This is a genomic window from Achromobacter sp., from assembly GCF_050285585.1.
GTDB lineage: Bacteria > Pseudomonadota > Gammaproteobacteria > Burkholderiales > Burkholderiaceae_B > Achromobacter.
In genome coordinates this window covers 133734-159056 of the sequence record NZ_JBLZXF010000006.1, presented here as the reverse complement: position 1 = coordinate 159056, position 25323 = coordinate 133734, and the positions used below count along the sequence as shown (strand labels likewise).

26 protein-coding genes and 1 tRNA gene are annotated in these 25323 nt (G+C 67.1%); 22 read left to right on the top strand and 5 right to left on the bottom strand.

Annotated features, from left to right (window positions below):
* The first annotated feature begins 10 nt into the window (after positions 1-10).
* The 4 genes from ACN6PJ_RS11315 (at position 11) to ACN6PJ_RS11300 (ending at position 3327) form a co-directional block, all read left to right on the top strand.
* Positions 11-1303, top strand: a complete 1293-nt coding sequence (locus ACN6PJ_RS11315) for an NAD(P)/FAD-dependent oxidoreductase (RefSeq protein WP_427995949.1) — start codon at positions 11-13, stop codon at positions 1301-1303.
* A 12-nt stretch (positions 1304-1315) separates the two neighbouring features.
* Positions 1316-1900: a helix-turn-helix domain-containing protein gene (locus ACN6PJ_RS11310; RefSeq protein ID WP_427995948.1), complete on the top strand. Its 585-nt coding sequence runs from the start codon at positions 1316-1318 to the stop codon at positions 1898-1900.
* 74 nt (positions 1901-1974) lie between these two features.
* Positions 1975-2051 (top strand) — tRNA-Arg (locus ACN6PJ_RS11305).
* 298 nt (positions 2052-2349) lie between these two features.
* Positions 2350-3327 (top strand): Bug family tripartite tricarboxylate transporter substrate binding protein, encoded by a 978-nt coding sequence (locus tag ACN6PJ_RS11300; RefSeq protein WP_427995947.1) that lies wholly within the window; start codon positions 2350-2352, stop codon positions 3325-3327.
* A gap of 48 nt (positions 3328-3375) precedes the next feature.
* Here ACN6PJ_RS11300 and ACN6PJ_RS11295 read toward each other — a convergent pair whose 3' ends face one another.
* Positions 3376-4380 carry a LysR family transcriptional regulator gene (locus ACN6PJ_RS11295; RefSeq protein WP_427995946.1) on the bottom strand — a complete coding sequence of 335 codons (1005 nt, stop codon included), beginning with the start codon at positions 4378-4380 and terminating at the stop codon, positions 3376-3378.
* Positions 4381-4537: 157 nt separating this feature from the next.
* Between ACN6PJ_RS11295 and ACN6PJ_RS11290 the strand changes: the two genes are divergently transcribed.
* From ACN6PJ_RS11290 to ACN6PJ_RS11280, 3 genes are all read left to right on the top strand, one after another.
* On the top strand, positions 4538-5326 hold the full coding sequence (locus ACN6PJ_RS11290; RefSeq protein WP_427995945.1) for a class II aldolase/adducin family protein: 789 nt from the start codon (positions 4538-4540) through the stop codon (positions 5324-5326).
* 9 nt (positions 5327-5335) lie between these two features.
* Entirely contained in the window at positions 5336-6310 is a 975-nt protein-coding gene (locus ACN6PJ_RS11285) for a D-2-hydroxyacid dehydrogenase (RefSeq protein ID WP_427995944.1), read from the top strand.
* A gap of 76 nt (positions 6311-6386) precedes the next feature.
* Positions 6387-7589 carry a pyridoxal phosphate-dependent aminotransferase gene (locus ACN6PJ_RS11280; RefSeq protein WP_427995943.1) on the top strand — a complete coding sequence of 401 codons (1203 nt, stop codon included), beginning with the start codon at positions 6387-6389 and terminating at the stop codon, positions 7587-7589.
* 43 nt (positions 7590-7632) lie between these two features.
* Here ACN6PJ_RS11280 and ACN6PJ_RS11275 read toward each other — a convergent pair whose 3' ends face one another.
* From ACN6PJ_RS11275 to ACN6PJ_RS11265, 3 genes are all read right to left on the bottom strand, one after another.
* Positions 7633-7854, bottom strand: a complete 222-nt coding sequence (locus tag ACN6PJ_RS11275; RefSeq protein ID WP_427995942.1) for a CrpP-related protein — start codon at positions 7852-7854, stop codon at positions 7633-7635.
* Positions 7855-8395: 541 nt separating this feature from the next.
* On the bottom strand, positions 8396-8638 hold the full coding sequence (locus ACN6PJ_RS11270; RefSeq protein ID WP_427995941.1) for a CrpP-related protein: 243 nt from the start codon (positions 8636-8638) through the stop codon (positions 8396-8398).
* A 144-nt stretch (positions 8639-8782) separates the two neighbouring features.
* A complete protein-coding gene (locus tag ACN6PJ_RS11265; RefSeq protein ID WP_427995940.1) occupies positions 8783-9145 on the bottom strand; it encodes a hypothetical protein in 363 nt (120 codons plus the stop codon).
* Between the two features lie 118 nt (positions 9146-9263).
* Here ACN6PJ_RS11265 and ACN6PJ_RS11260 point away from each other — a divergent pair, with 118 nt between their 5' ends.
* Positions 9264-9419 carry a hypothetical protein gene (locus ACN6PJ_RS11260; protein ID WP_427995939.1) on the top strand — a complete coding sequence of 52 codons (156 nt, stop codon included), beginning with the start codon at positions 9264-9266 and terminating at the stop codon, positions 9417-9419.
* A gap of 76 nt (positions 9420-9495) precedes the next feature.
* Here the strand turns inward: ACN6PJ_RS11260 and ACN6PJ_RS11255 are convergent, their stop codons facing one another.
* Positions 9496-9846 carry a hypothetical protein gene (locus ACN6PJ_RS11255; RefSeq protein ID WP_427995938.1) on the bottom strand — a complete coding sequence of 117 codons (351 nt, stop codon included), beginning with the start codon at positions 9844-9846 and terminating at the stop codon, positions 9496-9498.
* 234 nt (positions 9847-10080) lie between these two features.
* Between ACN6PJ_RS11255 and ACN6PJ_RS11250 the strand changes: the two genes are divergently transcribed.
* The 14 genes from ACN6PJ_RS11250 to ACN6PJ_RS11185 all read left to right on the top strand — a co-directional run bounded on the left by ACN6PJ_RS11250 (position 10081) and on the right by ACN6PJ_RS11185 (position 25320).
* Positions 10081-10809, top strand: a complete 729-nt coding sequence (locus tag ACN6PJ_RS11250) for a PIG-L deacetylase family protein (RefSeq protein ID WP_427995937.1) — start codon at positions 10081-10083, stop codon at positions 10807-10809.
* Positions 10806-11690, top strand: coding sequence for a glycosyltransferase family 2 protein (locus ACN6PJ_RS11245; RefSeq protein WP_427995936.1), 885 nt, complete (start codon positions 10806-10808; stop codon positions 11688-11690). Before ACN6PJ_RS11250 ends, ACN6PJ_RS11245 begins: the two co-directional genes overlap by 4 nt.
* A 69-nt stretch (positions 11691-11759) precedes the next feature.
* Complete coding sequence (locus ACN6PJ_RS11240; protein ID WP_427995935.1) at positions 11760-12230, top strand: hypothetical protein; 471 nt, start codon at positions 11760-11762, stop codon at positions 12228-12230.
* A gap of 94 nt (positions 12231-12324) precedes the next feature.
* Positions 12325-15057 (top strand): ATP-binding cassette domain-containing protein, encoded by a 2733-nt coding sequence (locus ACN6PJ_RS11235; RefSeq protein ID WP_427995934.1) that lies wholly within the window; start codon positions 12325-12327, stop codon positions 15055-15057.
* Positions 15058-15313: 256 nt separating this feature from the next.
* Complete coding sequence (locus tag ACN6PJ_RS11230) at positions 15314-15835, top strand: BON domain-containing protein (protein ID WP_427995933.1); 522 nt, start codon at positions 15314-15316, stop codon at positions 15833-15835.
* Positions 15832-17103, top strand: a complete 1272-nt coding sequence (locus ACN6PJ_RS11225; RefSeq protein WP_427995932.1) for a glycosyltransferase — start codon at positions 15832-15834, stop codon at positions 17101-17103. Before ACN6PJ_RS11230 ends, ACN6PJ_RS11225 begins: the two co-directional genes overlap by 4 nt.
* A gap of 11 nt (positions 17104-17114) precedes the next feature.
* A complete protein-coding gene (locus ACN6PJ_RS11220; protein WP_427995931.1) occupies positions 17115-17843 on the top strand; it encodes an SDR family oxidoreductase in 729 nt (242 codons plus the stop codon).
* Complete coding sequence (locus ACN6PJ_RS11215) at positions 17834-18424, top strand: D-glycero-alpha-D-manno-heptose-1,7-bisphosphate 7-phosphatase (RefSeq protein WP_427995930.1); 591 nt, start codon at positions 17834-17836, stop codon at positions 18422-18424. Before ACN6PJ_RS11220 ends, ACN6PJ_RS11215 begins: the two co-directional genes overlap by 10 nt.
* A 1-nt stretch (position 18425) precedes the next feature.
* A complete protein-coding gene (locus tag ACN6PJ_RS11210; RefSeq protein ID WP_427995929.1) occupies positions 18426-19544 on the top strand; it encodes a glycosyltransferase family 9 protein in 1119 nt (372 codons plus the stop codon).
* Complete coding sequence (locus ACN6PJ_RS11205) at positions 19532-21268, top strand: carbamoyltransferase family protein (RefSeq protein ID WP_427995928.1); 1737 nt, start codon at positions 19532-19534, stop codon at positions 21266-21268. The genes ACN6PJ_RS11210 and ACN6PJ_RS11205 overlap by 13 nt, the downstream gene beginning before the upstream one ends.
* Positions 21265-22254: a glycosyltransferase family 2 protein gene (locus ACN6PJ_RS11200; protein WP_427995927.1), complete on the top strand. Its 990-nt coding sequence runs from the start codon at positions 21265-21267 to the stop codon at positions 22252-22254. Before ACN6PJ_RS11205 ends, ACN6PJ_RS11200 begins: the two co-directional genes overlap by 4 nt.
* Entirely contained in the window at positions 22251-23312 is a 1062-nt protein-coding gene (locus tag ACN6PJ_RS11195; protein ID WP_427995926.1) for a glycosyltransferase family 9 protein, read from the top strand. Before ACN6PJ_RS11200 ends, ACN6PJ_RS11195 begins: the two co-directional genes overlap by 4 nt.
* Positions 23309-24283: a glycosyltransferase gene (locus tag ACN6PJ_RS11190; protein ID WP_427995925.1), complete on the top strand. Its 975-nt coding sequence runs from the start codon at positions 23309-23311 to the stop codon at positions 24281-24283. The genes ACN6PJ_RS11195 and ACN6PJ_RS11190 overlap by 4 nt, the downstream gene beginning before the upstream one ends.
* Positions 24283-25320, top strand: a complete 1038-nt coding sequence (locus tag ACN6PJ_RS11185; RefSeq protein WP_427996058.1) for a UDP-glucuronic acid decarboxylase family protein — start codon at positions 24283-24285, stop codon at positions 25318-25320. Before ACN6PJ_RS11190 ends, ACN6PJ_RS11185 begins: the two co-directional genes overlap by 1 nt.
* Positions 25321-25323 lie beyond the last annotated feature (3 nt).

Below are 25323 nucleotides of genomic sequence, written 5' to 3'. Positions count from 1 at the left end.
ACGGAGCATCATGGCATCCGAGTACATCGACACCTACTACCGGCGCACGCTGGCCGATGCCGATACCTACTACCCGCCGTTGGCGAGCGCGGACAGCGCCGACGTCTGTGTGGTGGGAGGAGGGCTGGCCGGCCTGTCGACCGCGCTGGAGCTGGCGCGGCGCGGCCGCGGGGTGACCCTGCTGGAAGGGCGGCGCATCGCCTGGGGCGCGTCGGGGCGCAACGGCGGCTCGGTGTCCCCGGCCTTTTCCGCGGGCGCAGACGCGATCCGCCGGCACGTGGACGAGGACCACTACCGCCAGCTCTACCGGCTTTCCATGGAAGGCGTGGAGATCATCCGCGCCAACATCCGCGACCTGGCCATCGAAGACGCGCGCAAGGTGGACGGCCGCTTGCGGGTGGTGCGCTACGAGGCGACCGACGCCTTGCGCCAATGGTGCGACGACCAGCAGCGCGAGTTCGGGCGGAACGTGCGTTTCCTGACCCGCGACGAGGTACGCCAGCGCCTGCTGTCCGACGTCTACTTCCAAGGCATCGAGGATCCCACGTCCTTTCATTTCCACCCCTTGAACTATGCCCGCGCGCTGGCGCGGGAGTGCGCGCGGCTGGGCGTGCGCATCCATGAGGATTCCGCCGTCACGCAGGCCGAGCTCAGTGGCGCGGTCAAACGCCTGAAGACCGGCCAGGGACAGCTCGAGGCCCGTTGCGTGGTGCTGGCCACCGGCGGCTACACGGACGGCGTGGTGCCGGCGCTGCGCCGGGCGATGCTGCCGATCGCCACCTACATCATGCTGACCGAACCGCTGGGCGACCGCGTCCGCGAGGCCATCCGCAGCACCGCCGCCATCGGCGACGACCGCCGTGCCGGCAACTACTATCGCGTGCTCGAGGGCGGCCGGATCGGCTGGGGCAGTAGAATCACCACCCGTGTCGATGACCCGCCCGACCTGGCCGAGTCGCTGCGCCGCGAACTCCTGTCCGTCTATCCCCAGCTGAAGGGGCTGCGGGTCGAGGCGGCGTGGTCCGGCCGCATGGCCTACGCGCGGCACCTGATGCCGCAGATCGGGCAGTTGGCGCCGGACGTCTGGTACTGCACGGCGTTCGGCGGGCATGGCATGAATACCACCTCGATCGGCGGCCGGGTCGTCGCCGAAGGGATCACCGGCGATACCCAGCGCTACAAGCTATTCGCACCCTTCGGGCTTGCCTGGAACGGCGGCGGCTTCGGCACGGCGGCGGTTCAACTTACTTATTGGTCTTACCAGGCGCGCGACTGGTGGCGGGAGCGGCGGTCGCGGGCATGACAGGGTGTATAGATGGAAGGCAACAAACAGAGCGTGTTGGCACAACGGCTGCGAGCCCTGCGCCAGGCGCGGACCTGGACCCTGAAGCAGGCGGCCGCGGCCACCGGCGTGTCCGCGTCCACGTTGTCCAAGATCGAGAACGGACTGCTATCGCCCACCTATGACAACCTGATCAAGATCGCAGCGGGCCTGGAGCTGGACGTGGCCGAGCTGTTCACGGCCTCCGACGCCCACATGGGCACCGGGCGCCGCAGCCTGAGCCGGCAGGGGGAAGGGCGCCAGTACGAAACGCCGTACTACGACCATCGCCTGCTCTGCACCGCGCTCTCGCACAAGCGCATGATGCCCTTCCATACCCGGGTGAAGGCGCGCGCCTTCGAGGAGTTCCATGACTGGAGCCGCCATCGCGGCGAGGAATTCGTCTATGTCCTGGAAGGCGAGGTCCAGCTCTATACCGAGTTCTACGAACCCGCCCGCCTGAAGGCCGGGGAGAGCTTCTACATCGACAGCCGCATGGGTCACCGCGTGATCAGCCTGAGCAAGGAAGACGCGGTCGTCCTGTGGGTGTCGACGCACGCGGATATCGGCGAAGAGTAGGGGCGGCCTCCCAAGTCGTCCGCAACAAGGTAAAATGCGGCGCCCGGATCGTTTCCGGGCCTACATCACACCGCGCGGCAGTAGCTCAGCTGGATAGAGCACGGGCCTTCTAAGCCTGAGGTCGGGGGTTCGAGCCCCTCCTGCCGCGCCAGAATATCCGAGGCAGAGTCTCCTTGCATGGCGCCGGTCGCAGCCCGGCGGGCCGTGCCCGCGTTCGCGTGAGCCTCGGAATCGCGCGCCAATTCCATTCCCGGTACCGGAAGACTCGGCCCAGCCGCCGCAGCGTCGGCTCGCGCCGCGCGCGCCTTCCCGGCGGCGGCATGCGGGCATACCCGCATATATTGGTTGTGACGATTAATCGGCCGAAATTTCTCATTTGTTGTGCAGGATCCCTCTCCCTATGATCGGCAGGGTTGCGTTATCGGCAATCCAAAAATCAAGGGGAAAAAATGAAGAAATGGACATTGGCCGTTGCGGCCGTCGTGACGTTGTCGGCCATCGCATCGCCGGCATGTGCGCAGGGCGTGGCCTATCCGAAAGGGCCGGTCACGCTGGTCGTGCCTTTTGCGCCCGGCGGGTCGACCGACGTGATCGGGCGGCTGCTGGCGGAACGGCTGGCCGTGGCGCTGAAGCAGCCCGTGGTCGTGGAGAACCGCTCGGGCGCCGGCGGCAACATCGGGGCGGCCATGGTGGCCAAAGCCGCCCCGGACGGCCAGACGCTGCTATTCGGCACCACGGGGATCCTGGCCATCAACGAGTTCCTGTACAGCAACCCGGGCTACAAGGCCGACCGCGACCTGCGGCCGGTGGCCTATACCGCGTCCATCAGCAACGTGCTGATCGTGAACAAGGACCTGCCCGTGTCCAGCGTGGCGGACCTCATCAAGCTGGCCAAGGCCAATCCGGGCAAGTACTCCTTTGCCTCGTCCGGCGCCGGCAGCTCCACGCATCTGTCCGGCGAGCTTTTCAAGAGCATGGCGGGCGTGGACCTGATGCACGTGCCGTACAAGGGCAGCGGCCAGGCCCTGGTGGATCTTGTGGGCGGCCAGATCAACATGATCTTCGACAATGCGCCTTCGGCGGTGCCGTTGGCTCAGTCGGGCAAGGTAAAGGCGCTGGCCGTCACCAGCGCCACGCCGCTCTCCGTCCTGCCCGGCGTGCCGCCGCTCGGCGAAGCCGGGCTGCAGGGCTATGAGTCCCTGTCTTGGACCGGCGTGGTGGCGCCCGCGGGAACGCCGCAGCCCGTCGTGGACAGGCTCAACCAGGAAATCAACGTCATTCTTGCGGACGAGGGCGTGCGCAAGAAGCTGACGGAGCTGGGCGCGCAGGCAACGGGCGGCACGCCGCAGGACTTCTCCAGGCATATCGAGGCCGAGCGCGCCAAGTGGGGCAAGTTGGTGAAGGAAGCGAAGATCGCCGCGCAATAGGCGTTTGCCGCGGCGGCGCGCGCTCCGGCGCCCGAGCCGCCGCGGCCGTCAGCCCTGCGGCGCCTTTGCGGCGCGCAACGCCCTTCCGTCCTTGCGGCCCAGCACCTTGACTCCCGACGGCGCCGGCTTTTCATTGATCACGTCCCGCATGTATTGCAGGAACAATTCCGAGCTGGCCGACAAGGATCGCAGGCGGCGCGTGATCAGGCAGACCTCGCGCGAGAGCCGCGGCGACGTCAGTTCGCGGAATACGAATTGCCCGGGGGGCGCGCCTTTCTCCGTGGCGGGCGGCGCGATGGAACTCGCCGCCAGGGCGGGCAGGATGGAATAGCGGCCGCCGCCCCGCAGCACCGCGTGCAGCGACGACGTGCGCGAGACTTCGTCATGCTGCTGCTCAAAAAAGCCGGGCTTGCCCGCATGCGCGCGCAGGAATGCGCCGATGCCGGTGTCCTCCGTGAAGCCCACGTACTCGGCGGGATCCAGGTCGGCCCATTTCAACGGACGCGAACCCTGCGCGTACGCGTACGTCGCGGTGCAGATCACGCCGTAGCGGTCCTCGAACAAGGGCGTGTAGACCAGTTCGTCGAAGCCATGGTGCGAGGTCGAAATCGCGAAATCGATGTCTCCGTTGGCGATCATCTTCTCGACCTGCTCGGAACCCGCATCGTGCAGCGAGAACGTGATCTTCGGATACGCCTGGCGAAACGCGGCTATCGCGTCGCCCAGAAAGTAGTTGGTGACCGACGCCACGACGGCGATCCGGACGTGGCCCTGGCGGCCCTGCGACAGTGCTTCCAGGTCGCTCAGCGCGCCGTCGAACTGGCTGAGTATGCGCTCGGCCTCGGCCTTGAAGCGGGCCGCTTCGGGCGTCATCGCCACGCGGCGCGTGCTCCGGTCAAAGAGCTTGACTCCCACCGCTTCCTCGAACTGCTGGATCGTCGCGGTCAGGGAAGACTGGGTCAGGAACAGCTGCGACGCGGCCACGGTGAACGAACCCGTGTTGGCCACCGCCACGAAGCTGCGGAAATGCCGCAGCGTGATGTTGCGTTTCATCGCGAGGCTCCGGAAGGGGTCATGCGTTTATATATTTGAAAAAACGAATAATAAGCAGAAATCAACAATTTGTAGTGAAGAAAATACCATCCTAGAATTTCTTTCGGGCCGGCGCGGAGCGCGCCGCCGTCTATCGGATGCAGGAAGGAGCGTAACGATGAGCAGTCCCGGCGTATTACAGATCGAGTCGATGCGGAACCGGTGTTCCGCCGCGGAGTGGCAGGCGCGCGTGGATCTGGCCGCGTGCTACAGGCTGGTGAACCTGTACGGCATGTCTGACATGATGGCCAATCACATCTCGGCGCGCGTGCCCGACGAGGACGGCGCCTTTCTCATCAATGCCTACGGCATGATGTACGAAGAAATCACGGCGTCCAGCCTGATCAAGGTGGACCACGCGGGCACGGTGCTGTCCAAGCCCGATTTCGGGGAGCTGGGCTATGGCGTCAACAAGGCGGGCTATGTGATCCACAGCGCGATCCATGCGGCGCGCCCCGAGGTGGCGTGCGTCATCCATACGCATAGCTGGGCCTCCATGGCGGTGTCCGCGCTGGAATGCGGCCTGTTGCCCATCACCCAGACCGCCATGCGCTTCCTGAAGATCGGCTATCACGACTACCAGGGCGTGGTGCTGGACGTGGCCGAGCAGGAGTCCCTGATCGAGGATCTGGGCGGCGGGGAAGCGCTGATCCTGCGCAACCACGGCGCGCTGACGGTGGGCAACAGTGTGGGCGAAGCATTCAACTGGATGCATCGCCTGGAATTGGCATGCCGTTCCCAGCTGGCGGCCATGGCGGCAAACTCGCCGCTCGCGCGCGTCGCCGAGCCGGTGCTGCAGGAAACCTGGAACAACTATCAGCCGGGCACTCGGCGTCCGTACGGCGTCATGGAGTGGCCCGCGCTGCTGCGCAAGCTGGACCGCATGGATCCCTCTTTCCGCACCTAGGCCGCCATCATGACGACACAACAACCCCTGCGCATCCTGATGTCGGACCAGACCCTGGAGCGCATCGGCGATGCCGTTACGGCGGCGCTGGGGCGGCGCGCCTTCGAACCCGTCATCGCGGCGCGGACGCACGGCAATGAGCCGTCGGACGTCGACCTGGCCTTCATTTCGCGCGATGTGACCGGGCTGTCGACCAAGCACCGCGTGCTCGAACCGCTGGAGTCCTTTTACGTATCCCTGCGCAAATCGCCCCGCCTGGCCTGGGTGCATGCCCATTCGGCGGGCGCGGACCGGCCGATCTTCGGCGAATTGAAGGACCGGGGCGTGCGCGTGACAATCTCCTCCGGAGCCAACGGGCAAGTGGTTGCCCAGACGGCGCTGGCCGGCATTCTTGCGCTGGCGCGCGAGTTCCCCCGGATGTTCGAGGCGCAGCGCGCGCGCGCATGGACGCCGCTCATCGGGGGGCTGCTGCCGCGCGACCTGGCCGGGCAGACCGCCGTTATCGTGGGGTGGGGGCCCATCGGCCAACAGCTGGCCGGGTATCTGCGGATGCTGGGCCTGAATGTCATCGCCGTGCGCAGCGCGGCCGCCCCGGCTTCGGATGGCGTGGAGACCTACGCTTTCGAGGACCTGCCGACGATCGCCGGCCGCGCCGACTGGCTGGTGCTGGCCTGCCCGCTCAGCGACCGCACGCGCGGCCTGGTGGATGCCCGCGTGCTGGCGCGCATGGCGCCGCATGCCAGGCTGGTCAACGTTGCGCGCGGAGAGGTCGTCGTCGAACGGGACCTGATCGGCGCGCTGCGCGCCCAGGCGCTGGCGGGCGCCTACCTGGACGTCTTCGAGCACGAACCGCTGGCCGGAGAATCGCCGCTGTGGAGCCTGCCGAACGTCATCGTTACCCCGCATTCCGCCGGCCATTCCGACGGCAACGAGGCCCGCGTGGACCGCATATTCCTGGATTACCTGCGCGAATGGCGGCAGTGATCCTTGTCTTGAACCCGGGCGCAGGCGCGTCCGGCCGTGAACGACCGCAACCCGACACCACTCTTTAGGAACCCGCATGCTCCAGACCGCCGCGCGCATCCAGCGCATCAAACCCTCGCCCAGTTCCATGGCCGGCCAGCGCGCGCGCGAACTGCGCGCCGCCGGCCGCGACATCGTGGCCCTGACGGCAGGCGAACCCGACTTCGACACGCCCGACAACGTCACAGAGGCCGTGGTGCGCGCCATGGCGCAGTCGCGCACCAAGTACACCGACGTGGGCGGCACGCCCGAACTGAAGGCGGCCATCCGCGAGAAATTCCGCCGCGACAACGGCCTGGACTACAAGGCCGGCGAAATCATCGTGGGCAACGGCGGCAAACAGATCATTTTCAATGCGCTGCTGTCGACGGTCGAAGAGGGCGACGAGGTCATCGTGCCCACGCCGTACTGGGTGTCCTATCCCGACATCGTCCTGCTCGCGGGCGGCACGCCGGTGTTCGTCGCCTGCCCTCCGGCGCAGGGCTTCAAGCTGCAGCCCGCCGACCTGGAAAAGGCAATCACGCCGCGCAGCCGCTGGCTGATCCTGAACGGCCCGAACAACCCCAGCGGCGCGGCCTACACGCGGGAAGAACTGAAGGCGCTGGCCGAGGTGCTGCTGCGCCATCCGCACGTCTGGCTGATGACGGACGATATCTACGAACACATCCTGTACGACGGCCGGCAATTCGCCACCATGGCGCAGGTGGAGCCGGAACTCAAGGCCCGCACGCTCACCATCAATGGCGTTTCCAAGGCTTATGCCATGACCGGCTGGCGCATCGGCTACGGCGCCGCGCCCGAGGCGCTGATCAAGGCGATGACCAAGCTGCAATCGCAGAGCACGTCCAATCCGTCGTCGATCAGCCAGGCCGCCGCGCAGGAAGCCTTGTCGGGGCCGCAGCACTTCATGGCCGAACGCACCCGCATCTTCCAGGAACGTCGTGACATAATCGTCGGCAGCCTGAACCGGATCGACGGGATTTCGTGCCACGTGCCCGAAGGCGCGTTTTATGTGTTTCCGTCGTGCGAGGGCTTGCTGGGAAGGAAGACGCCGTCGGGGCAGGTCCTGAAGAGCGACGAGGATTTCATCATGTACCTGCTGGACGAAGAGAACCTGGCGGTGCTGCAGGGCGCGGCATACGGCGTGTCGCCGTTCTTCCGGATCTCGTACGCGGCGGCGATGGACGAGCTGGAGGAGGGATGCGCGCGGATAAAGCGGGCGTGCGCGAAACTGGGGTGATGCCGGCAGGGGCGGCGCCCGCATCCGGGCTGACGGCGCAGCCTCAATCCGAAAGCAGGAGAAGCCTTTTCTTATTCAATCGGGCAAGCCTATCCTGGGTTTCCTCGTGCCAGCCAGATTCCCAAGACGCCAACTTGCTACGCCAGTTCCGGAAGGGCTCGCCCGTATGGCCAGGCATGTTGGCCGTCTTTAGCAGGGGGCATGACGAGAGGGGTACTCCATGCCTGGCCGCGTCCTTACCCGCTTGGTGGAATGGATCGTCCATCTTGCGACTCCATCGGTAGTCATGCGCACTAGCGCACAGCATGTTCGCCGTCTCGCTTACTGTCCAGCCGTGTTACCGCACGAAATAAGGGGCGGCTAACGAAAAAAAAGCGCCCGTAGAGAGCGCCAAAGGAGTGTTCGCTATGTGGCAGGCTCAAGGAGCAAGCGGCGTGCCGAACGGAATCTCAGCGGGAATGTCAGCGGCTTCGATGGGGGCCAGTACCCGGATGCTTCCCGGCCTGCTCTTGGGTCTTGCGGTCTCGGCCATAGGCATCCTTACCTGACGGCAGGTCCTTTCCGCCGGCGGGGTAACCGGAGTTCGTATCCGGATTGGGATTCTCCTGCTCCGTCGGGGGGCGGTCTGCCGTAGGTTGCGCATTGCGCCGCTCGTTATCGGATTCGGCGTGAAAGGGAGGTTTTGACATGTCGCGGCTCCTTGCCGTGCCGTTCCGCACGAATGGAAATTCGGTATAGGCCTTCAGCAAACCGCGTGCCGGCCATCCCAATGAAAAAGCGCCCCATATGGGGCGCCGACTGCCTGCTCAATTGCGACGTCGCTCCAGCGCGCGCGGGACGAATCTCAGTGCTTTACCGGGGGGCGGTTTCCAGGATTTTGTCTCCGCGAGCCATCCGGCCTCCCAGGCTTCCACCTTCTCCCGCCACTTTACGATCGGCTCTCCCGTGTGGCCCGGCATGTTGACGGCGCGATAGTAAGGGCAATCCCACAAAGTCAAGCCTTCGCGGGCGGCTTTGGCGCCCTGCTTTTGGATGTCGTCGCGTTGCATTGCAATACCCTCCAAAAGAAGAAGATGATGGGAGGGGCAGTATTGCGTATGGAGAGGGCGCTTGCAATAGTGTTGCAGTACTACTTGAATTAGTGCGGCGCCGCCTTGCCGGGGCGCTTTCCGACGTCGGGCGCTTCGGCCCGCCTAGCGTCCGAACTCATTGGTCTTGTGGCCGCCGCTGCCGGCCTTGCCGCCGGGTATCGTGCCGTCCGGCGCGGGGTTCGCGCGGGAGCCCTTGACGGTTCCCTGGCCTCGAATGGGTTGCGGCGGCTTTTCCGCGGGGCTCGCCGCGGCGGGATTGGCGGGCGCTTGGCCTGCCGGGCTCGCCGTCCCATTGCCGGATTCTGATTGGTCCCGTTTCGCGGGCGCCGTGGCCGGTTTCCGGGCGTCATCGGGCTGCCCTGGCTGGGCCTGTTGCTGCTGGGGCTGGGCGTGGACCGGCGCGGAGGGCGGGTATAGCGCCGCCAGGGCCAGGGGTATGGCGATCAGGGTTTGAGATGCTTTCATGGCAGTGTCTCCAAGTGGGAGTCCTAGCCCGAGCAAACGCCGTTCCATTCGGATCCCCGGGAACGCTCCGTGCTGTGGCAAACCGGACCTTCTTCCCGCAAGTCCTGGAGCGGCCGATATGACGACTCGAGATCCTAGAATTCCCTCGCATGAAGCCGACGCCAGGTCCAGCAGGACCCGGACCCAACGAGGGCCTTGGGCCATGCTGGCTTTGTGGCTGGCGGCCGTCGCGGTGCTGTTCCTCGTGGGAGTCCTTGCCCGCTGGCTGCTGTGAGCGGGGACGAACCGGACGCGTCCAATGCGGGACGGGGGGGGGCGCCGGCCCCCGCCCGCGCGGGCGGCTTCAACGCTTACTTCGAGCCGCCTGTGTTGGGATATCCGGGCGGGGGCATTGCGCCGCTGCCCGGTGTGCTTGGCACGTTGTCGTTGGCCTCGCGATGATGGCCCGGCTTGTCCTTGGAATGCCTGTCCGATTTCATCTGGTCGCGTTTGTCCAGGTTGGGCGGATTGGTCGGCGTGTTGGGTGTGGCGTTCGGCGCGGGCGCCTTCTGGCCCGGCGGCACGGGTTGGTTGGGCGGGACGGCGGTGCTGTCGTTCGGCGTATTGGACGGAGAGGTCGGAGTCGCGGACTGCGCGAACGCCGCGCCCGAGGCCAGTCCGGCCGACAGGGCCAGCACATAGGTAAGGGCTCGAATCTTCATAAGTACGCTCCTTCGTGGGGATGGTCGGGCAAGGCAAGCCGCAAGCGCCATGCCCATCGCTTTTCAGGCGGACTTTGCGCGCAGGCGCCGCGGGAGCGGCAGTTTTTACCTTTTCGTGCAATCGCGTCACCGAACCGCCAGCCGGACATTTTCCTGTCTTCATGGCGGACGCTTCGGCACGGCGGTTGCTGCGGGGCGGACCGTCTCCGTCAAACGCCAAAGGCCCGTGTCGATATGCCCGCCGCAGCCTCCTCCTGTTCTTCTTCCGACGGCCCGCCGTTGCGCCAGTCCGGCCCGGTCGTGGTCGTTTCTCCTCATCTGGACGACGCGGTCTTCAGTTGCGGCGGCCTGCTGCAGGCTCATCCCGGCAGCGTCGTCATCACCGTCTACACGGGGATGCCGGACGCCTCGGATATCTCGACGGACTGGGACCGCCGCTGCGGATTCTCGAATGCGTCCCAGGCGATGGAACATAGGCTGGCCGAGGAGCGCCTGGCGCTGTCGCTCGTCGGAAGCCGGGGGAAGGGGCTGGGCTTCATCGACTCCCAGTACGGCGGAGGGGAGGACGAAGACCTGCCGAACCTGGCGGAGCGGTTGCTCCATGCCTTGTCCAGCCTGGCCGCGGAACGGGTGGCGATCCCGCTGGGCCTGTGTCATGGCGATCACGTCAGAGTCAGCGATGCGGCGCTGAAAGTGAGGGAGGCATGCCCCGGCATTTCCTGGTTCTTCTATGAGGATGTGCCTTATCGCTACCGTAGCGGCGCGGTGCAGGAACGGTTGGCCCAACTTCGTGCCCGGGGCATCGCTGCCACTCCCGCCAGGTTGGAGACGGACTTTTCCGGCAAGGCCGAGGCGGTCTCGGTCTACGCGTCGCAACTGCGGGGGCTGGGAGGCTCCCCCGGCGATGACGAGAGCTCGGAGCGTTACTGGCGCGTGGCGGCCAGCGTAAGGCCATTGGCGTGAGCCCGTCGCAGCTCCCTCCGCGCGTGTCCATCGTGATGCTGACCCATAACCGGTGCAGCGAGGCCGCCCAGACGCTGCGGCGGCTTCGCTCGCTTCCGGGCTCCCATCCCATCGTGGTTGTCGATAACGGTTCGGCCGACGAAACCGTGCCGATGATCCGGCGCGATTTTCCGGGCGTCGTGCTGCTGCCGGCCGGCTCCAATCTGGGCGCGGCGGGGCGCAATCTGGGCGTGAAGCGCGTTGAGACGCCCTACGTCGCGTTTTGCGATGACGACACCTGGTGGGCGCCGGGGGCGCTGGAGGCTGCGGCATCCATTCTGGACTCCCACGCGGACGTGGCGGTGCTGAACGCCTGTATCCTCGTCGGGCCCGAGGAGCGGGCGGACCCCGCGTGCGTGGCGATGGCCGGCAGCCCGCTGCCGGCCATCGCCGGCGTCGGGCCGGAACTGATGGGATTCATGGCAGGCGCTTGCGTCATGCGCACCAGCGCCTTCCTGCGCGCGGGCGGCTATTGGGAGCCGTTCTTCATCGGCGGCGAAGAGACCCTGCTTGCGTGGGACATTGTTTCGCAGGGGGGGCGAATTGCCTACGCGCCCACGCTGCGCGTCCATCATTGGCCATCCTTGGCGCGCGATCGCGAGCTGCGCCGCCGGATGCTGGCGCGCAACGCCTTATGGACGGCATGGCTGCGCTTGCCGACCGGCATGGCGCTGGCGTGGAGTTTCCGCGCCTTGCGAGCGCTGAGGGGATGGCGCGCCCGGGTCCGCGCCTGCCGGGATGCATGGGCCGGCTGGCGGCTCATCCGGGAGCGCCGCCGTCCGCTGGAGCCGGAGATCTGCGGGAAGCTCAGGCTGGTCTGGTCGGCCCGGCATGGCCGTTGAACGGCGGGAACGGTATTTGCGGCCGGACCGCTTCCCGGTCCGGTCGCGGCCGCAATGAGGACTTCCGTCATGCAATCCATACCCTTGGCAGCCTATTGGGAGCGAGACGCGGCCGCGCAGGCCGTGCGGCTGGCGCTTCCGATGCTGGAAGCGGCGCGCAACGATCAGCGCGTGGGCGAAAGCGGCTTCTTCCACATCGTGGTCATGAATCCACTGGCCCGGCCCGGCGCCTGCGACTTTCCGGCCGCCATCCTGTACGAGGAAAGCATCGGCGATCCGGAGAAATGGGACGCGGACTACGGCGCCTATGCGCGAGGCAAGGCGCGCCTGAGTTGGCGCACGGGCCTGTCCAGCCACGAAATCATGGCATTGCGGCCGCACTTGCTTCACGCCAAGGACTCGCGAGTGTGGGGCAGCGTGGCCATCGACGGCGTCGTGGTGGCCGTGAGCGGCGCAAACCCCTGGTTCGACGAGGCGTTCGCGGCAGCGATAGCGCATTTGTTCAAGGCGGTGGTGCAGGGGCGGCAGGACCGCTCTTGAGGAGGGGCGGCGGAACCGCGGCCCTCGGCGCGCCGCGCGGAATGGCGTTTGCTGGGCGGCCCCTCATCGCGCGCACTGCCTGGGAGGCCACTGCATGAAAGCACCCGAGAACAACGGGACGGACTTTGCCCGCAAAGAGGTCACCCGCAGCATTCTGCGGGCGCTGTGGAAATACCGGCGCCGCACGGCGGCGGCGGTGGGCCTGCTGGTGGCCGCAAAGCTGCTCATGGTCCTGGTGCCGGTCGTCCTGAAGCACATCGTCGATACGCTCAGCGCGCCGGGCATGCTTGCGCTACCCGTGTTCCTGCTGCTGGGCTACGCGCTCATCCGTTTCGGAGGCAGTGTCTTTACCGAGCTGCGCGATGTCGTGTTCGTGCGGGTGGCGCAGCGCACCGTTGCGGATTTCACCGTCAGGGTATTCGACCAGCTGCAGCGCCTGGGCGCCCGGTTCCATGGCGCCAGGCAGACGGGCAGCCTGGCGCGGGACGTGGAGCGGGGCACCGCCGGGGTGGGGTTCCTGCTGGGCACCGCCTTGTTCACGCTTTTGCCGACGCTGGTGGAGATTGTCTCTGTCGTGCTGATCCTCGTCATGGGATACAGCATCTGGTTCGCGCTCATCGTCACCTTGACGTTCATTGCCTATTTCACCTACACAACGGTGCTCGTGCGCAAGCGTGTGGCCTATCAGCGGCGCTTGAACGAGCTGGACTCGCGCGCGAGCGGCAGGATGGTCGACAGCCTGCTCAACTACGAGGCGGTGAAGCTCAACGCCAACGAAGCGCTCGAATCCGAGCGGCTCAGCCGGGTGCTGGCGGAGTGGACGGAGGTCGGCATACGCAACCAGCGCTCTCTGTCGCGACTGCACGTCGGGCAGAGCGGCATCATCGCTTGCGGCGTCGCGGCGGTGATGCTGCTGGCCGGGCAGCAGGTGGTGAGTGCGCAAATGACGGTGGGCGATCTGGTGCTGGTCAATGCGTACATTATCCAGATATGTTTGCCGCTCAATACCCTTGGCCTGATATTCCGTCAGGCCAAGGAGGCATTCGTGAACGCCGAGCGCGTGTGCGAGCTGCTGCGCTACCCGCCGGAAACGGGCGATGAGGCCAGCCTGCCTTCGCTGGAGGCGGGCGCTGGGGACATCCGCTTCGAAAGCGTGGGCTTCGGCTATGAGCCTGGGCGCCAGATTCTCTGGGACATCGACTTCGCCGTGCCGGCCGGCACCACGCTCGCGGTGGTGGGCGGGAGCGGCTCGGGCAAGTCCACGCTGGCGCGCCTGCTATTCCGCTTCTACGACGCCGATACCGGCCGCATCCTCATCAATGGGCAAGACCTCCGCACCGTGAACGTGCGGAGCGTCCGGCGCACCCTGGGCATCGTCCCGCAGGATACGCTGTTATTCAATGAGACGATCGCCTACAACATCGCGTATAGCCGGCCGGAGGCCACGCGGGACCAGGTCGTCCAGGCGGCGCGCGGGGCGCGCGTGCACGATTTCATCGAAAGCCTGCCCGCCGGGTACGAAACGCCGGTGGGCGAACGCGGCGTGAAACTGTCGGGCGGCGAGCGCCAGCGCATCGCGATCGCGAGAGCGATCCTGAAGAACCCGTCCATCCTTGTATTCGACGAGGCGACGTCGGCGCTCGACACCCGCACGGAGCGCGCGATCCAGGCCGAACTGGAGCGCATATCGCGCGGGCGCACGACGTTGATCATCGCGCACCGGCTGTCCACCATCGTGCATGCCCACAACATCCTGGTGCTGGACCGCGGCCGCGTGGTCGAGCAGGGACGCCACGAGGAACTGCTGTCCCGGGAGGGCATGTATGCGCAGATGTGGGCGTTGCAGCGGCAACAGTCCGCGCTCGAAGAGGCCAGAGGCCGCGATACGCGGCAACCGGTCAATCTCGTGGCCGTCGTGGCCGGGGTGCTGGACGCGTTGCGCGAGGCCGCCCAGGAAAAGGGGGTCAATCTCTATACATTGATCGGCAGCGAGGCGGCGCGCATTACCGGCGACCCAAGCACCTTGCAGCAGGTCGCGTGGGATCTGTGCCTGCATGCGATTGCCGTCACGCCGCCGGGCGGTCGCATCGAGATCCGGCTGCACCGCGAAGGGCCGATGGCGCGCCTGGCCGTGACGGACGGGCGGACGGAGCGCCCGGTGGACGACACGCCCGCCGAACCTGACATGCCGTTGAATTTTCCCGACGCGCTGCGCGCGGCGGCCGCGCTCGATCCCGCCCAGTTGGCCGCGCAGGTGCAGCGCCAGGGCGGAACCTTCCACAGCACGCCGGCGCCTTCCGGAGGCCTGACGTACTTCGCGGATTTCCCGGTGCGGGCGGTGGAAGCGACGGCCATCCGGACCGACATCCGGCTTCCGAACCTGCAAGAGGCTTTCGTGATGGTGGTCGACGACCAGCCGGAAGCGCGCGAGATGCTTGCCGAGATCCTGCGCGCGAACGGCGCAAGGGTTGCCGAGCACAAGGACGGCGAGCAGGCGCTGGCGGCATTCGAGGCACTGCCCGTCGAGCAATGGCCGCAGGTCCTGATCTGCGACCTGTCCCTGGGCGACATCGATGGCTACGAGGTGGTGGGACGCATACGCGCGATGGAGGCCGAACGGGGCGCGGGCCTTGCCCACCGGCTGCCGGCCATTGCGCTATCGGGCCATGTCAGCCAGGAGTCCCGGCTGCGCAGCCTGCTGGCGGGATTCCAGGTGCACCTGTCCAAGCCGGTGGATGCCAGCGAGCTGCTGGCGACGATCGGTTCGCTGCTGCCGGGCGCTACACCGCCGCGCCGCGATTCCGGCACTTCTTACACGCGTGAGTAAGAAGTGCCGGAATCCCGCTTGAGGCGCCGCGGCGATATGCAAGGAATCGACGGTGAGAGACGTTTCGGCACATCACTTGCTTCTCCCGGAGTCGCCGGCAAGCCGCGCAGCGGATGTCGGGCATCGCGGAATCCGCAACAGGAGAAAGGCAATGACGCACGATCCAAGGTATGCGCCCCGGCACGGCGGCAGTGACGACAGGGATTCGGGGGGGAGCGGTCCGCGCGCCCCGGGCGCGCGCACGACGCGCAGCGGAATGCGTAGCCGCAGCGCGGATCCGGGCCAGAGCAGCTATGGGGGCTTCAGCCATGAGGATCCGTCGTACCAGCGGCAGCAGGTCTACGGATCGCGCAATCCGTCCTATAGCGGCCCTGCGTCATACGGCGACGAGGAGGGAGGCTATTACGGCGATCGTCCGGTCTGGGAAGACGAACCCGATATGTCCTTCGACACCGCCGAGCGCGGCAGCGACAACCGCGGCCTGCAGTCCTGGCGCGACGGCGGCTCGCGCCGGATCGATCCGAAGGGCTACGTGCGGTCCGATGAGCGTGTGAGGGAAATCGTATGCGAGTACCTGGCTCATAGCGGCCTGGACGTCAGCGACGTGTCGGTAAGCGTGGCCCAGGGATGCGTGACGCTGGAGGGCACGGCGCCCGATCGACGGACGAAGCATCGCATCGAGGACAGTGTGGATGCGTGCGCCGGCGTGCGGGACGTGGACAACCGCATCCGGATCGCCGGCCGGGAGACGGGCAGGAGCGAAGGAGCCGAATCATGAAGAAGATAGCCATCATCAGCGAGCACGCCTCGCCGCTGGCCGTGGCCGGCAGCGTGGACAGCGGCGGGCAGAACGTCTATGTCGCGCATGTGGCGCGCGAACTCGCCCGCGCCGGCATGCTGGTCGACGTATTCACCCGCAAGGACAATCCCGCGCTGGAGAGGGAACACGCCTGGATGCGGGGAGTGCGCGTGATCCACGTGCCGGCCGGCCCTGATTCCTACCTGCCCAAGGAGCGCATGCTGCCGCACATGGACGAATTCGCAGCGTACCTGCTGCGGTACTTCGGCAGGCAGGCCCAGGGCTATGACGTTATCCATGCGAATTTCTTCATGTCGGCCATGGCCTCGCTGCCCGCCTCCCAGCGCTACGGGATTCCGCTGGCGGTGACCTTCCATGCACTGGGAAAGGTGCGGCGCCAGTATCAGCAGGAAGCCGACCTTTTTCCGGACAGCCGCTTCGAGATCGAAGACGAGATCATCCGTCGCGCCGACCGCATCATCGCCGAGTGTCCCCAGGACCGCCGCGACCTTGTCGGCCTGTATGGCGCCGATCCCCGCCGGATCGATATCGTTCCCTGCGGCTACGACTCGGCCGAGATGGCGCCACAAGCCGCCGCCCGAGCGCGCCAGGCGCTTGGTTGGAACGACGGCGTCTTTACCTTGCTGCAACTGGGAAGAATGGTTCCCCGCAAGGGGGTCGACAACGTGATCCGGGCGCTGGGCCGCCTGCGGCGCGAATACGGCGTCAACGCCCGCCTGTGCGTCGTGGGCGGCAACACGGATGACGCCGACGAGTCCGCCACGCCGGAAATCGGGCGCCTGCGGAGGATCGCCGAAGAGGAGGGCGTCACACCGTGGGTGGAGTTCACGGGACGCCGGCATCGCGATGAACTCGCCACCTACTACAGCGCCAGCGATGTCTTCGTGACGACGCCCTGGTATGAGCCGTTCGGCATCACGCCCGTGGAGGCGATGGCCTGCGGCCGCCCGGTAGTGGGCTCCGACACGGGTGGAATCCGCAGCACGGTCGTGCATGGGAAGACGGGTTTCCTGGTGCCGCCGCGCGATCCCGACAGTCTGGCTCGGCGCTTGGCCGAGCTGGCGGCGGATTCGACATTGTGCCAGCGCATGGGAGAGGCCGGACGGCTGCGCGCTCGGCGCCTTTACACCTGGAAGCGCGTCGGCCAGGACCTTCTGTCCATCTACCGGCACATGGCGGCGGGCTCGGCGCTTCCCCAACATCAGGCCGCGCGCATTGCGGCCTAGAGGAGCGGAACATGCATGAATTCGAAAGCCTGGACGGGCGCGTCGTGCTGGTGACCGGAGGCGGCAGCGGCCTGGGCGCGGCGCTCTGTGAAATGCTGGCAGCGGAGGGCGCGCGGGTAGCCGTGGCGGACATCGACGAGCAGCGCGCGCATGCGCTGGCCGAACGGCTCAAGCGCGACGGCGCCGACGTAATGGCATGCATCATGGACGTGGGCGTCGTCGGAGACGTGCGCAACGGTCTCGATGCCGCCGTCCGCCAGTTCGGCAAGCTCGACGCAATAGTCAACAGCGCGGGCGTGGACGTGACGGCGCCCATCGACCAACTCGACGCCGATGTTTGGGAGCGGGTGCTGCGCACCAACCTGACGGGACCCTTCCTGATGGCCAAGCTGGGCAAGGATCGGCTCAGCCCCGGAGGGCATATCGTGAATATTGCCTCGACGGCGGCGCGGCGCGCCTGGCCGAATGCCAGCGCCTATCACGCCAGCAAGTGGGGATTGATGGGTTTGTCGCACGCCCTGCACGCGGAGTTGCGCGGCGCGGGCCTGAAGGTAAGCGCGGTGATCGCGGGCGGCATGCGCACGCCTTTCCTGCTGGACCGCTTTCCGGATATCGACACGGGCACGTTGCAGGACCCGGCCAATGTGGCGCGCGCCGTGCGCTTCGTCCTGACCCAGCCGGGCGAGACAGTCGTGCCCGAAGTGATGGTGCTGCCGATGAAGGAAACGTCATGGCCTTGAGGCCCGCGGTCTTCCTGGACAAGGACGGCACGGTATTGAGGGACGATCCGTACAACGTCGATCCCGAACGTATGGCGTATGCGCCGCAGGCATTCGCCGGGCTTGCGCGCTTCGGCGCTGCCGGTTTGCCGCTGGTCGTGATCAGCAATCAGTCGGGCGTCGCCAAGGGCATGTTTCCCGCCTTGGCGCTGGAGCCGGTGCATCTCAAGCTGGCGTCGATGTTCCGCGCCGCGGGCGCGCACCTCGAAGGATTCTATTGGTGCCCGCACCATCCGGACGGCGTGGTCGAAGGCTATGCGGTCGAATGCGACTGCCGCAAGCCGCGGCCCGGCCTGCTGCTGCGCGCCGCGAGCGAACTGGCCCTGGACCTGGAGGCCTCCTGGCTCATCGGCGACATCCTCGACGATGTGGAAGCGGGAAACCGGGCGGGATGCAGGAGCATTCTTCTCGACGTGGGACACGAGACGGAATGGCTCGAAGGGCCGGGCAGGGTTCCGTACGGCCGAGCGCCGGATCTCGACGCGGCCGCGCGCATCGTGCTGGCGGCCCAGGCGCCTTCTGGCGCAAGAGGGGGGGCGTGAGATGGCCTGGGACTGGCGCGAATGCGCTCATGTACTGTGCGTGCGCCTGGACAATATGGGCGACGTGCTGATGTGCAGCCCGGCGTTCCGGGCATTGAAGGAGTCGGGCGCGCGCCGCCTGTCTTTGCTGACGTCTTCGTCGGGGGCCCTTCTGGGGCCTTATATCCCGGAGGTGGACACCGTCATGGCCTATGACGCGGCCTGGAGCAAGAACGCCGCGCTAGGCCGCGAAGAGGACGTTGCCGCAATCGCCCGGCTGCGGGCCCTGCGGCCGGACGCGGCGGTGATCTTCACGGCCTACAGCCAGAGCGCGCTGCCCGCGGCGCTGTTGTGCCACCTGGCCGGAGTGCCGCGCGTGCTGGCCCACAGCCGGGAGAATCCCTACCGGCTGATGACGGAGTGGTTGCGGGAATCCGAGCCGCAGGCCGGCATCCGCCATGAGGTGCGCCGCCAACTGGATCTCGTCGCGAGCGTTGGCGCCCGCAGCGAGGATATCCGCCTGTCGTTTCGCGTGCCCGAGGCGGACCGGGTGTCCCTGCGGCAAAAACTGCACCATGAAGGCATCACCGAGCCGGGCGGCTGGATCTGCGTCCACGCCGGAGCCACCGCCTCGTCGCGGCGCTATCCCGCCAGGCTGATGGTGCAGGCCTTGATCGATCTGCGGGGCGACGGCCGCCGCATGCTGCTGCTGGGCGGGCACGAAGACCCGGCGCTGGCGGATGCCCTGGCGGACGCTCGCCGCCTGTTGCCCGGGTTGATCGATATGTCGGGCCGTCTCTCGTTGGGAGAGCTGGGCGCGGCGCTGGAGGCGGCCGCGCTGATGATCTGCAACAACAGCGGACCCGCGCATGTCGCGGCCGCCCTGGGCGTTCCGGTCGTGGACCTGTACGCCTTGACGAATCCGCAGCACACGCCATGGCAGACGCCCGCCCGGGTGCTGAACAAGGACGTGCCTTGCAAGTATTGCTATCGCAGCGTGTGTCCGGAAGGGCACCAGGCTTGCTTGTCCGGCGTCGAACCCGGACGCGTCGCCGAGGCGGCGCGGGAATTGTTGTCCCAGGCGCGCATGGCTCCGTCCGGACCTCGCGCCGCCAAGGAGGAAACCCCATGTTCACTTTAGGCATCAACGCGGCGTACCACGACTGTTCCGCCGCCCTGGTCCGCGACGGCGTGGTGCTCGCGGCCGCCGAGGAAGAGCGCTTTACACGCGTCAAGCATGGAAAGCGCCCCGTGCCGTTCACCACCTGGCAACTGCCCTACCACGCCATCGATTACTGCCTCTCGGCGGGGGATATCCGCCTGCGGGACGTGGACCACATCGTGTATTCATACGATCCGACCCTGTTGGCGGAGGGCGGGCAACTGTCTGCCGACGTCATCCTGCCGCTGGAGCCGTCGCGCGCCGGATTGGGGGAAGAGGGCCAGTCGCCCTGGGATCCGCTGTTCCTGTCGTACCTGGTGAACGCGCCGCGCCAACTGCTGGATGGCGCGCCGCACCACCTGAAGTCACCCCGTTTCGACGACCTGACGCTGGAACACATCACCGAGCGCTGGGTCTATCTGGACCATCACCTATCGCACGAAGCCAGCGCGTTCCTGGCGGCGCCGTGCGCGGAGTCCGCCGTCCTGACCATGGACGGGCGCGGGGAGCGCACCACGACCAGCTACGGGAATTTCTCCGGCGGCGAGTATGCGCGGCTGAAGCAGATCGACCTGCCGCATTCCCTGGGCCTGTTGTATGAGGAGGTCACACGCTATCTGGGTTTCCTGCACTCGTCCGACGAGTACAAGGTGATGGCGCTGGCCTCCTACGGCAAACCCGAGTTTCGCGCCGAGTTCCGCGACATTCTGCGCTTGGAGGAGGATGGCGGCTATTCCCTGCATCCCGCGCGCCTGGCCGAGCGTTTCGGCCCGCCGCGGCGGCGCGGAACGCCTTTCGAGGACCGTCACAAGCACATCGCCAGTTCCCTGCAGTACGTGCTGGAGGAAACCGCGCTGCACATGGCGCAATGGCTGCACGACAAGACAGGCGCGCCCAACCTGAGCATGGCCGGCGGCGTGGCGCTCAACTGCGTGATGAACGCGCGCATCGCGCGCGACGGCCCGTTCGAGAGCGTGTGGGTGCAGCCCGCCGCGGGCGATGCCGGAACGTCGCTGGGAGCGGCGCTCTACGTGGATTACCACCGGCGCGGCGGCAAGCGTGAGTGGGCAATGGACGACGCGTACCTGGGGCCGTCCTACTCCGACGACGAAATCGAACGCTTTCTCTACGCCTCGCGCCAGGACTTTCGGAGGCTGGACGACGTGGCGGGAGAAGCGGCGGCCCTGCTCGCGCAGGACAAGATACTGGGGTGGTTTCAGGGGAGGATGGAGTTCGGGCCGCGGGCGTTGGGCGCGCGGTCCATCCTGGCTTCGCCTCTGGACAGCGCCATGCAGGCCCGGCTGAACGGCTTGAAGGACCGCGAGGATTTCCGGCCCGTGGCGCCCGTGGTGATGGAGGAACGGGCGGCCGACTGGTTCGATGGCCGGGGCGCGTCGATCTGCGCGCCATTCATGCTGTTCGTCTACGACGTGCTGGCGCATCGGGCGCAGCAGATCCCGGCGGTGCGGCACATAGACGGCACCGCCCGTGTGCAGACAGTGCGACGCGACCAGAACATGCGCTACTACGATTTGCTGGCGGCCTTCGAACGCCTGACCGGGGTGCCGGTGCTGGTAAATACCTCGTTCAATACGCGGGGAGAACCCGTTGTCTGTTCGCCGCGCGACGCCCTGGAGTGCTTCTGGACGTCACCGCTGGATGCGCTTGTCATCGGCCCCTACCTGATCGAGAAGCCCAGATGAACGGCCCGCCCGAATCCCTGCAGGTGTCCGTGGTCGTGCCTACGTACCGGCGGCCGGACTTGCTGGCGCGCTGTCTGGAATCCCTGGCGCGACAGCGGTTTCCACGCGACGGCTATGAAGTGCTGGTGTGCGACGACGCAGCCAGCAGCGCCACGAAGAAGCAGGTGGGCGCGTTGCGCGAGGCCTGGGACAATCGCCCCGCCCTGCGCTACGTGCCCGTCGCGGGCACGCGAGGCCCGGCGGGCGCGCGCAATCTGGGCTGGCGCAGCGCCAAGGCCGAGATCATCGCTTTTACCGACGACGACACCGTCCCCGAAGCCGAGTGGTTGGCTCACGGGGTGAGCGCGCTGGCGCCGGGCGTGGCGGCCGTGGCCGGCGCCACCGAGATGCCCATCCCGGAGCCGCCCAATGACTACGAGCGGGACGCGGCCGGCCTCACCCGGTCCGAGTTCATTACCGCGAATTGCTTTGTGCGGCGTTCGGCGCTGCAAGCGGTAGGCGGTTTCGATCCGCGCTACACCATGGCGTGGCGTGAAGACTCCGATCTGCATTTTGCGTTGTTGGACAGCGGCCTCGCCGTGAGGAGGGAACCGCGGGCGCGCGTGCTGCATCCGATGCGCGGCGTGCGTTTCGGCGCCGGATTGGGCATGCAGAAAAAGGCGATGTTCGACATGCTGCTGCGAAGCAAGTATCCCGCGCTGTACCGCCGCCACATACATTCCGGCATCTGGCGCTTCTATCTGGCGGTGGCCGCGGCATTCGCCGCGGCCGTTGCGCTGGCTGCGCTGGGCCACGCGCCGATGGCCTGGGCCGCGGCCGCCGTATGGGCGGGTCTGAGCGCGGTTTTTTTCCTGTGCCGCCTGCGAGGAACCCGGCGCTCTTTCCGCGACGTGGCGGACCTGGCCCTGACCTCGGCGTGCATTCCCCTGTTGTCGATCGCGTGGAGGCTGGTGGGTTGGATCCGTTTTGGAAGGGGCCGGCCATGATGTCCTTGCTGAATTCTTCATTTCGTCCCGGACGGATCGCCGTATTTCGCGCGTTGCAGCTGGGCGACCTGTTGTGCGCGATACCCGCGCTGCGCGCCTTGCGGCGCGCCTTTCCGCAAGCGCATATCGCGCTGGTAGGACTGCCAGGGGCGCGCGAATTCCGCGAGCGCTTCGACGCATACCTGGACGAGCTGATCGTATTCCCCGGCATGCCTGGATTTCCTGAGCAGCCCGCGCGTCCGCGGGAATTACCCGCTTTTTTCCGCGGCATGCGTGCGCGCGGATTCGACGTGGCGTTGCAGATGCACGGCAGCGGCGGCCGCTCGAACCCCATCGTCGAGCGGATGGGGGCGCGCCGCTGGGGTGGTTTCGTGCCGGATGCGCACGCCCAGATCCCGGGCCAGCGCCTGGCCTGGCCCGAGGCCTTGCCGGAACCGCGGCGCTATCTGGCGCTGCTGCGCCATTGCGGCTTGGACGCGAGCGATGACAGCCTGGAGTTTCCGTGCCTGGAGGCGGACCGGCGCGACGCCGATCGACTGCTCCGGCAACACGCATTGAATCCGGAAAGGCTGGTGCTGATGCACGTAGGCGCGCGCCTGCCGTCGCGGCGATGGCCCCTGGAGCGCTATGCCGACGTGGCGCAGGCGCTGTCCCGCGAGGGCTGGCAGGTGGCGTTGACGGGCACGAGCGGAGAGCGTTCGATGACGGCGGAGCTGCGGCGGAGGGTGTCCCGGCCGCTGGCCGACCTGAGCGGCGAGACCACCCTGGGCAGCCTGGCCGTCCTGGTCCGCCGCTGCCGTCTGCTGGTCTGCAACGACACCGGAATCTCGCACGTGGCGGCCGCCATGGGCACGCGCAGCGTGATCGTGGCCTGTGGCAGCGACGCGGGGCGCTGGGCGCCGCTGAACCGGCGTCTCCACTCCGTGCTTGCCGCCGATACGCCATGCCGGCCCTGCGCATTCGAAACCTGCCCCATCGGCCACCCCTGCGCGCTCGGCGTGTCGGCGCAGCAGGTACTGGCGCGGGCGCAAGGGCAATTGGAAGGGGCGCATCCATGACGCCGAACTCCGCCATCCCGCGCCCAGGACGCCGCCTGCGCATCCTGACCTGGCATGTACATGGAAATTACCTGTATGCGCTGGGGCACGTTCCCCACGATTTCATCGTTCCAGGACTGCCGGGCGGGCCGCCGGGCTACGGTCCCTTGGGTCGGCGCATCCCATGGACCGGAAACGTGGTCCAGGTGCCGGCCGAGGACCTGCGTTCCCTGCGGTTCGATTGCGTGCTGTATCAGTCGCGCCAGAATCTGGACGACGCGAGGCTGTTGCTCAGCGATGCGCAGCGGAAGCTGCCCTGCGCCTATCTGGAGCACAATCCGCCGGAACCGCATCCGACCGATACGCGGCATCCTTTCCGTCACGAGCGAGGCCTGATCGTGCATGTCACCCCGTTCAACGCGGTGATGTGGGATGCGGGCGGCATGCCGACACGCGTGGTCGAACATGGCGTGCCGCCGCCGGAGGCGTCCTATGACGGTTCCCTGGAACGCGGCATCGCCGCCATCAATCACCTGGCGCGGCGTGGACGGCGGATCGGACTCGACCTGTTCGAAAACGTCCGCGCCCGTACGCCGCTGGACCTGATCGGCATGGGATCCGAAGCGCTGGGCGGGTTGGGAGAGGTCTCCAATATGGAGGTGGGCGCCTGTCTGGCGCGCTACCGGTATTTCTTCAGCCCGGTCCGCTACGCCAGCCTGGGGCTATCCCTGGTGGAGGCCATGCTTTGCGGGGTTCCGGTGGTTGGCTTTGCGGCCACGGAATTGCCCACGGTCATCAGGAATGGCGAGAACGGCTATGTCGACACCCGCCCGGACCGGCTGGTCGAGGCGGCGCGCCTGCTGTTGGACCAGCCTGAGTTGGCCCACTCCTGGGGCGCCGCGGGGCGGCGGACGGCGTTGGAACGTTTCGGCATGGGCCGCTTCGTTTCCGACTGGATGGATGTATTCGATACGATCCTGGAGGCAGCATGATGGACGACACTGTACGAACGGGCCGGGCGCTGGTCGCCGGCGGGGCCGGCTTTCTGGGCTCCAATCTGTGCTCCCGCCTGCTGGCGGACGGCTGGGAGGTTGTCTGCGTGGACAACTTCCAGACGGGAAGAGCGCGCAATCTCGCCGGGCTTGCCGACCATCCCCGCTTTTCGGTCATGCGCCACGATGTGATCGAATCGCTGGGCGGCATGCGCGCGGACAGGATCTACAACCTGGCTTGCCCGGCGTCGCCGGTGCACTACCAGGCCGATCCCTTGAAGACGCTGCGAACGTGCATCCTGGGGGCCATGCAACTGCTGGAATTGGCGCGGCGCTGCGGCGCGCGCGTGCTGCAGGCGTCGACCAGCGAGGTCTATGGCGACCCTCTGGAGCATCCGCAAAGGGAAGGCTACTGGGGGCATGTCAATCCCGTCGGACCGCGTTCCTGCTACGACGAAGGCAAGCGCTGCGCCGAGACCATTTTCATGGAGTACGCGCGGCGTGAGGGCGTCGTCGTCAAGATCGCGCGCATCTTCAACACATACGGCCCGCGCATGGCCCCGGACGATGGCCGCGTGGTGTCCAACTTCATCGTGCAGGCGCTGGCGGGCCAGCCCTTGACCATATATGGCGACGGCACGCAGACCCGGTCCTTCTGCTTTGTGGACGACCTGATCGACGGCCTGGTGCGCCTGATGGAGAGCCCGGACGAGGTGTCCAGGCCGGTCAACCTGGGCAATCCGGCCGAACTGACGATGCTGGAAATGGCAGACATGGTGCGCGTGCTGACGGGCGCGCAGGTTCCTCTCGTGCACCGCAATCTTCCCAAGGATGATCCGATGCAGCGCTGTCCGGACATTTCCCTGGCCCGCCGTTGGCTGGGCTGGATCCCGCTCGTGGACCCGGCGGAGGGTCTTGCGCGCACGGTGGCGTACTTCAATGAGGAGCGGCGCCTGGGCGGGCGTGACCGCCGCCGGGCCAGCGAGACGATGTTTCCTTGTCCGCAGCCCGCGCCGGCCTTTTCGGCGCGCCGGTGACAC

Excerpts from the sequence above, each read along its gene's own strand:
- ACN6PJ_RS11225 (WP_427995932.1), top strand. The coding sequence starts at position 15,832 with ATGAAGAAGATAGCCATCATCAGCGAGCACGCCTCGCCGCTGGCCGTG.
- ACN6PJ_RS11310 (WP_427995948.1), top strand. The coding sequence starts at position 1,316 with ATGGAAGGCAACAAACAGAGCGTGTTGGCACAACGGCTGCGAGCCCTG.
- ACN6PJ_RS11220 (WP_427995931.1), top strand. The coding sequence starts at position 17,115 with ATGCATGAATTCGAAAGCCTGGACGGGCGCGTCGTGCTGGTGACCGGA.
- ACN6PJ_RS11315 (WP_427995949.1), top strand. The coding sequence starts at position 11 with ATGGCATCCGAGTACATCGACACCTACTACCGGCGCACGCTGGCCGAT.
- ACN6PJ_RS11265 (WP_427995940.1), bottom strand. The coding sequence starts at position 9,145 with ATGAAAGCATCTCAAACCCTGATCGCCATACCCCTGGCCCTGGCGGCG.
- ACN6PJ_RS11240 (WP_427995935.1), top strand. The coding sequence starts at position 11,760 with ATGCAATCCATACCCTTGGCAGCCTATTGGGAGCGAGACGCGGCCGCG.
- ACN6PJ_RS11275 (WP_427995942.1), bottom strand. The coding sequence starts at position 7,854 with ATGGACGATCCATTCCACCAAGCGGGTAAGGACGCGGCCAGGCATGGA.
- ACN6PJ_RS11250 (WP_427995937.1), top strand. The coding sequence starts at position 10,081 with ATGCCCGCCGCAGCCTCCTCCTGTTCTTCTTCCGACGGCCCGCCGTTG.
- ACN6PJ_RS11210 (WP_427995929.1), top strand. The coding sequence starts at position 18,426 with ATGGCCTGGGACTGGCGCGAATGCGCTCATGTACTGTGCGTGCGCCTG.
- ACN6PJ_RS11195 (WP_427995926.1), top strand. The coding sequence starts at position 22,251 with ATGATGTCCTTGCTGAATTCTTCATTTCGTCCCGGACGGATCGCCGTA.
- ACN6PJ_RS11255 (WP_427995938.1), bottom strand. The coding sequence starts at position 9,846 with ATGAAGATTCGAGCCCTTACCTATGTGCTGGCCCTGTCGGCCGGACTG.
- ACN6PJ_RS11200 (WP_427995927.1), top strand. The coding sequence starts at position 21,265 with ATGAACGGCCCGCCCGAATCCCTGCAGGTGTCCGTGGTCGTGCCTACG.
- ACN6PJ_RS11260 (WP_427995939.1), top strand. The coding sequence starts at position 9,264 with ATGACGACTCGAGATCCTAGAATTCCCTCGCATGAAGCCGACGCCAGG.
- ACN6PJ_RS11190 (WP_427995925.1), top strand. The coding sequence starts at position 23,309 with ATGACGCCGAACTCCGCCATCCCGCGCCCAGGACGCCGCCTGCGCATC.
- ACN6PJ_RS11205 (WP_427995928.1), top strand. The coding sequence starts at position 19,532 with ATGTTCACTTTAGGCATCAACGCGGCGTACCACGACTGTTCCGCCGCC.
- ACN6PJ_RS11185 (WP_427996058.1), top strand. The coding sequence starts at position 24,283 with ATGGACGACACTGTACGAACGGGCCGGGCGCTGGTCGCCGGCGGGGCC.
- ACN6PJ_RS11290 (WP_427995945.1), top strand. The coding sequence starts at position 4,538 with ATGAGCAGTCCCGGCGTATTACAGATCGAGTCGATGCGGAACCGGTGT.
- ACN6PJ_RS11280 (WP_427995943.1), top strand. The coding sequence starts at position 6,387 with ATGCTCCAGACCGCCGCGCGCATCCAGCGCATCAAACCCTCGCCCAGT.
- ACN6PJ_RS11230 (WP_427995933.1), top strand. The coding sequence starts at position 15,314 with ATGCGTAGCCGCAGCGCGGATCCGGGCCAGAGCAGCTATGGGGGCTTC.
- ACN6PJ_RS11285 (WP_427995944.1), top strand. The coding sequence starts at position 5,336 with ATGACGACACAACAACCCCTGCGCATCCTGATGTCGGACCAGACCCTG.
- ACN6PJ_RS11300 (WP_427995947.1), top strand. The coding sequence starts at position 2,350 with ATGAAGAAATGGACATTGGCCGTTGCGGCCGTCGTGACGTTGTCGGCC.
- ACN6PJ_RS11215 (WP_427995930.1), top strand. The coding sequence starts at position 17,834 with ATGGCCTTGAGGCCCGCGGTCTTCCTGGACAAGGACGGCACGGTATTG.
- ACN6PJ_RS11295 (WP_427995946.1), bottom strand. The coding sequence starts at position 4,380 with ATGAAACGCAACATCACGCTGCGGCATTTCCGCAGCTTCGTGGCGGTG.
- ACN6PJ_RS11235 (WP_427995934.1), top strand. The coding sequence starts at position 12,325 with ATGAAAGCACCCGAGAACAACGGGACGGACTTTGCCCGCAAAGAGGTC.
- ACN6PJ_RS11270 (WP_427995941.1), bottom strand. The coding sequence starts at position 8,638 with ATGCAACGCGACGACATCCAAAAGCAGGGCGCCAAAGCCGCCCGCGAA.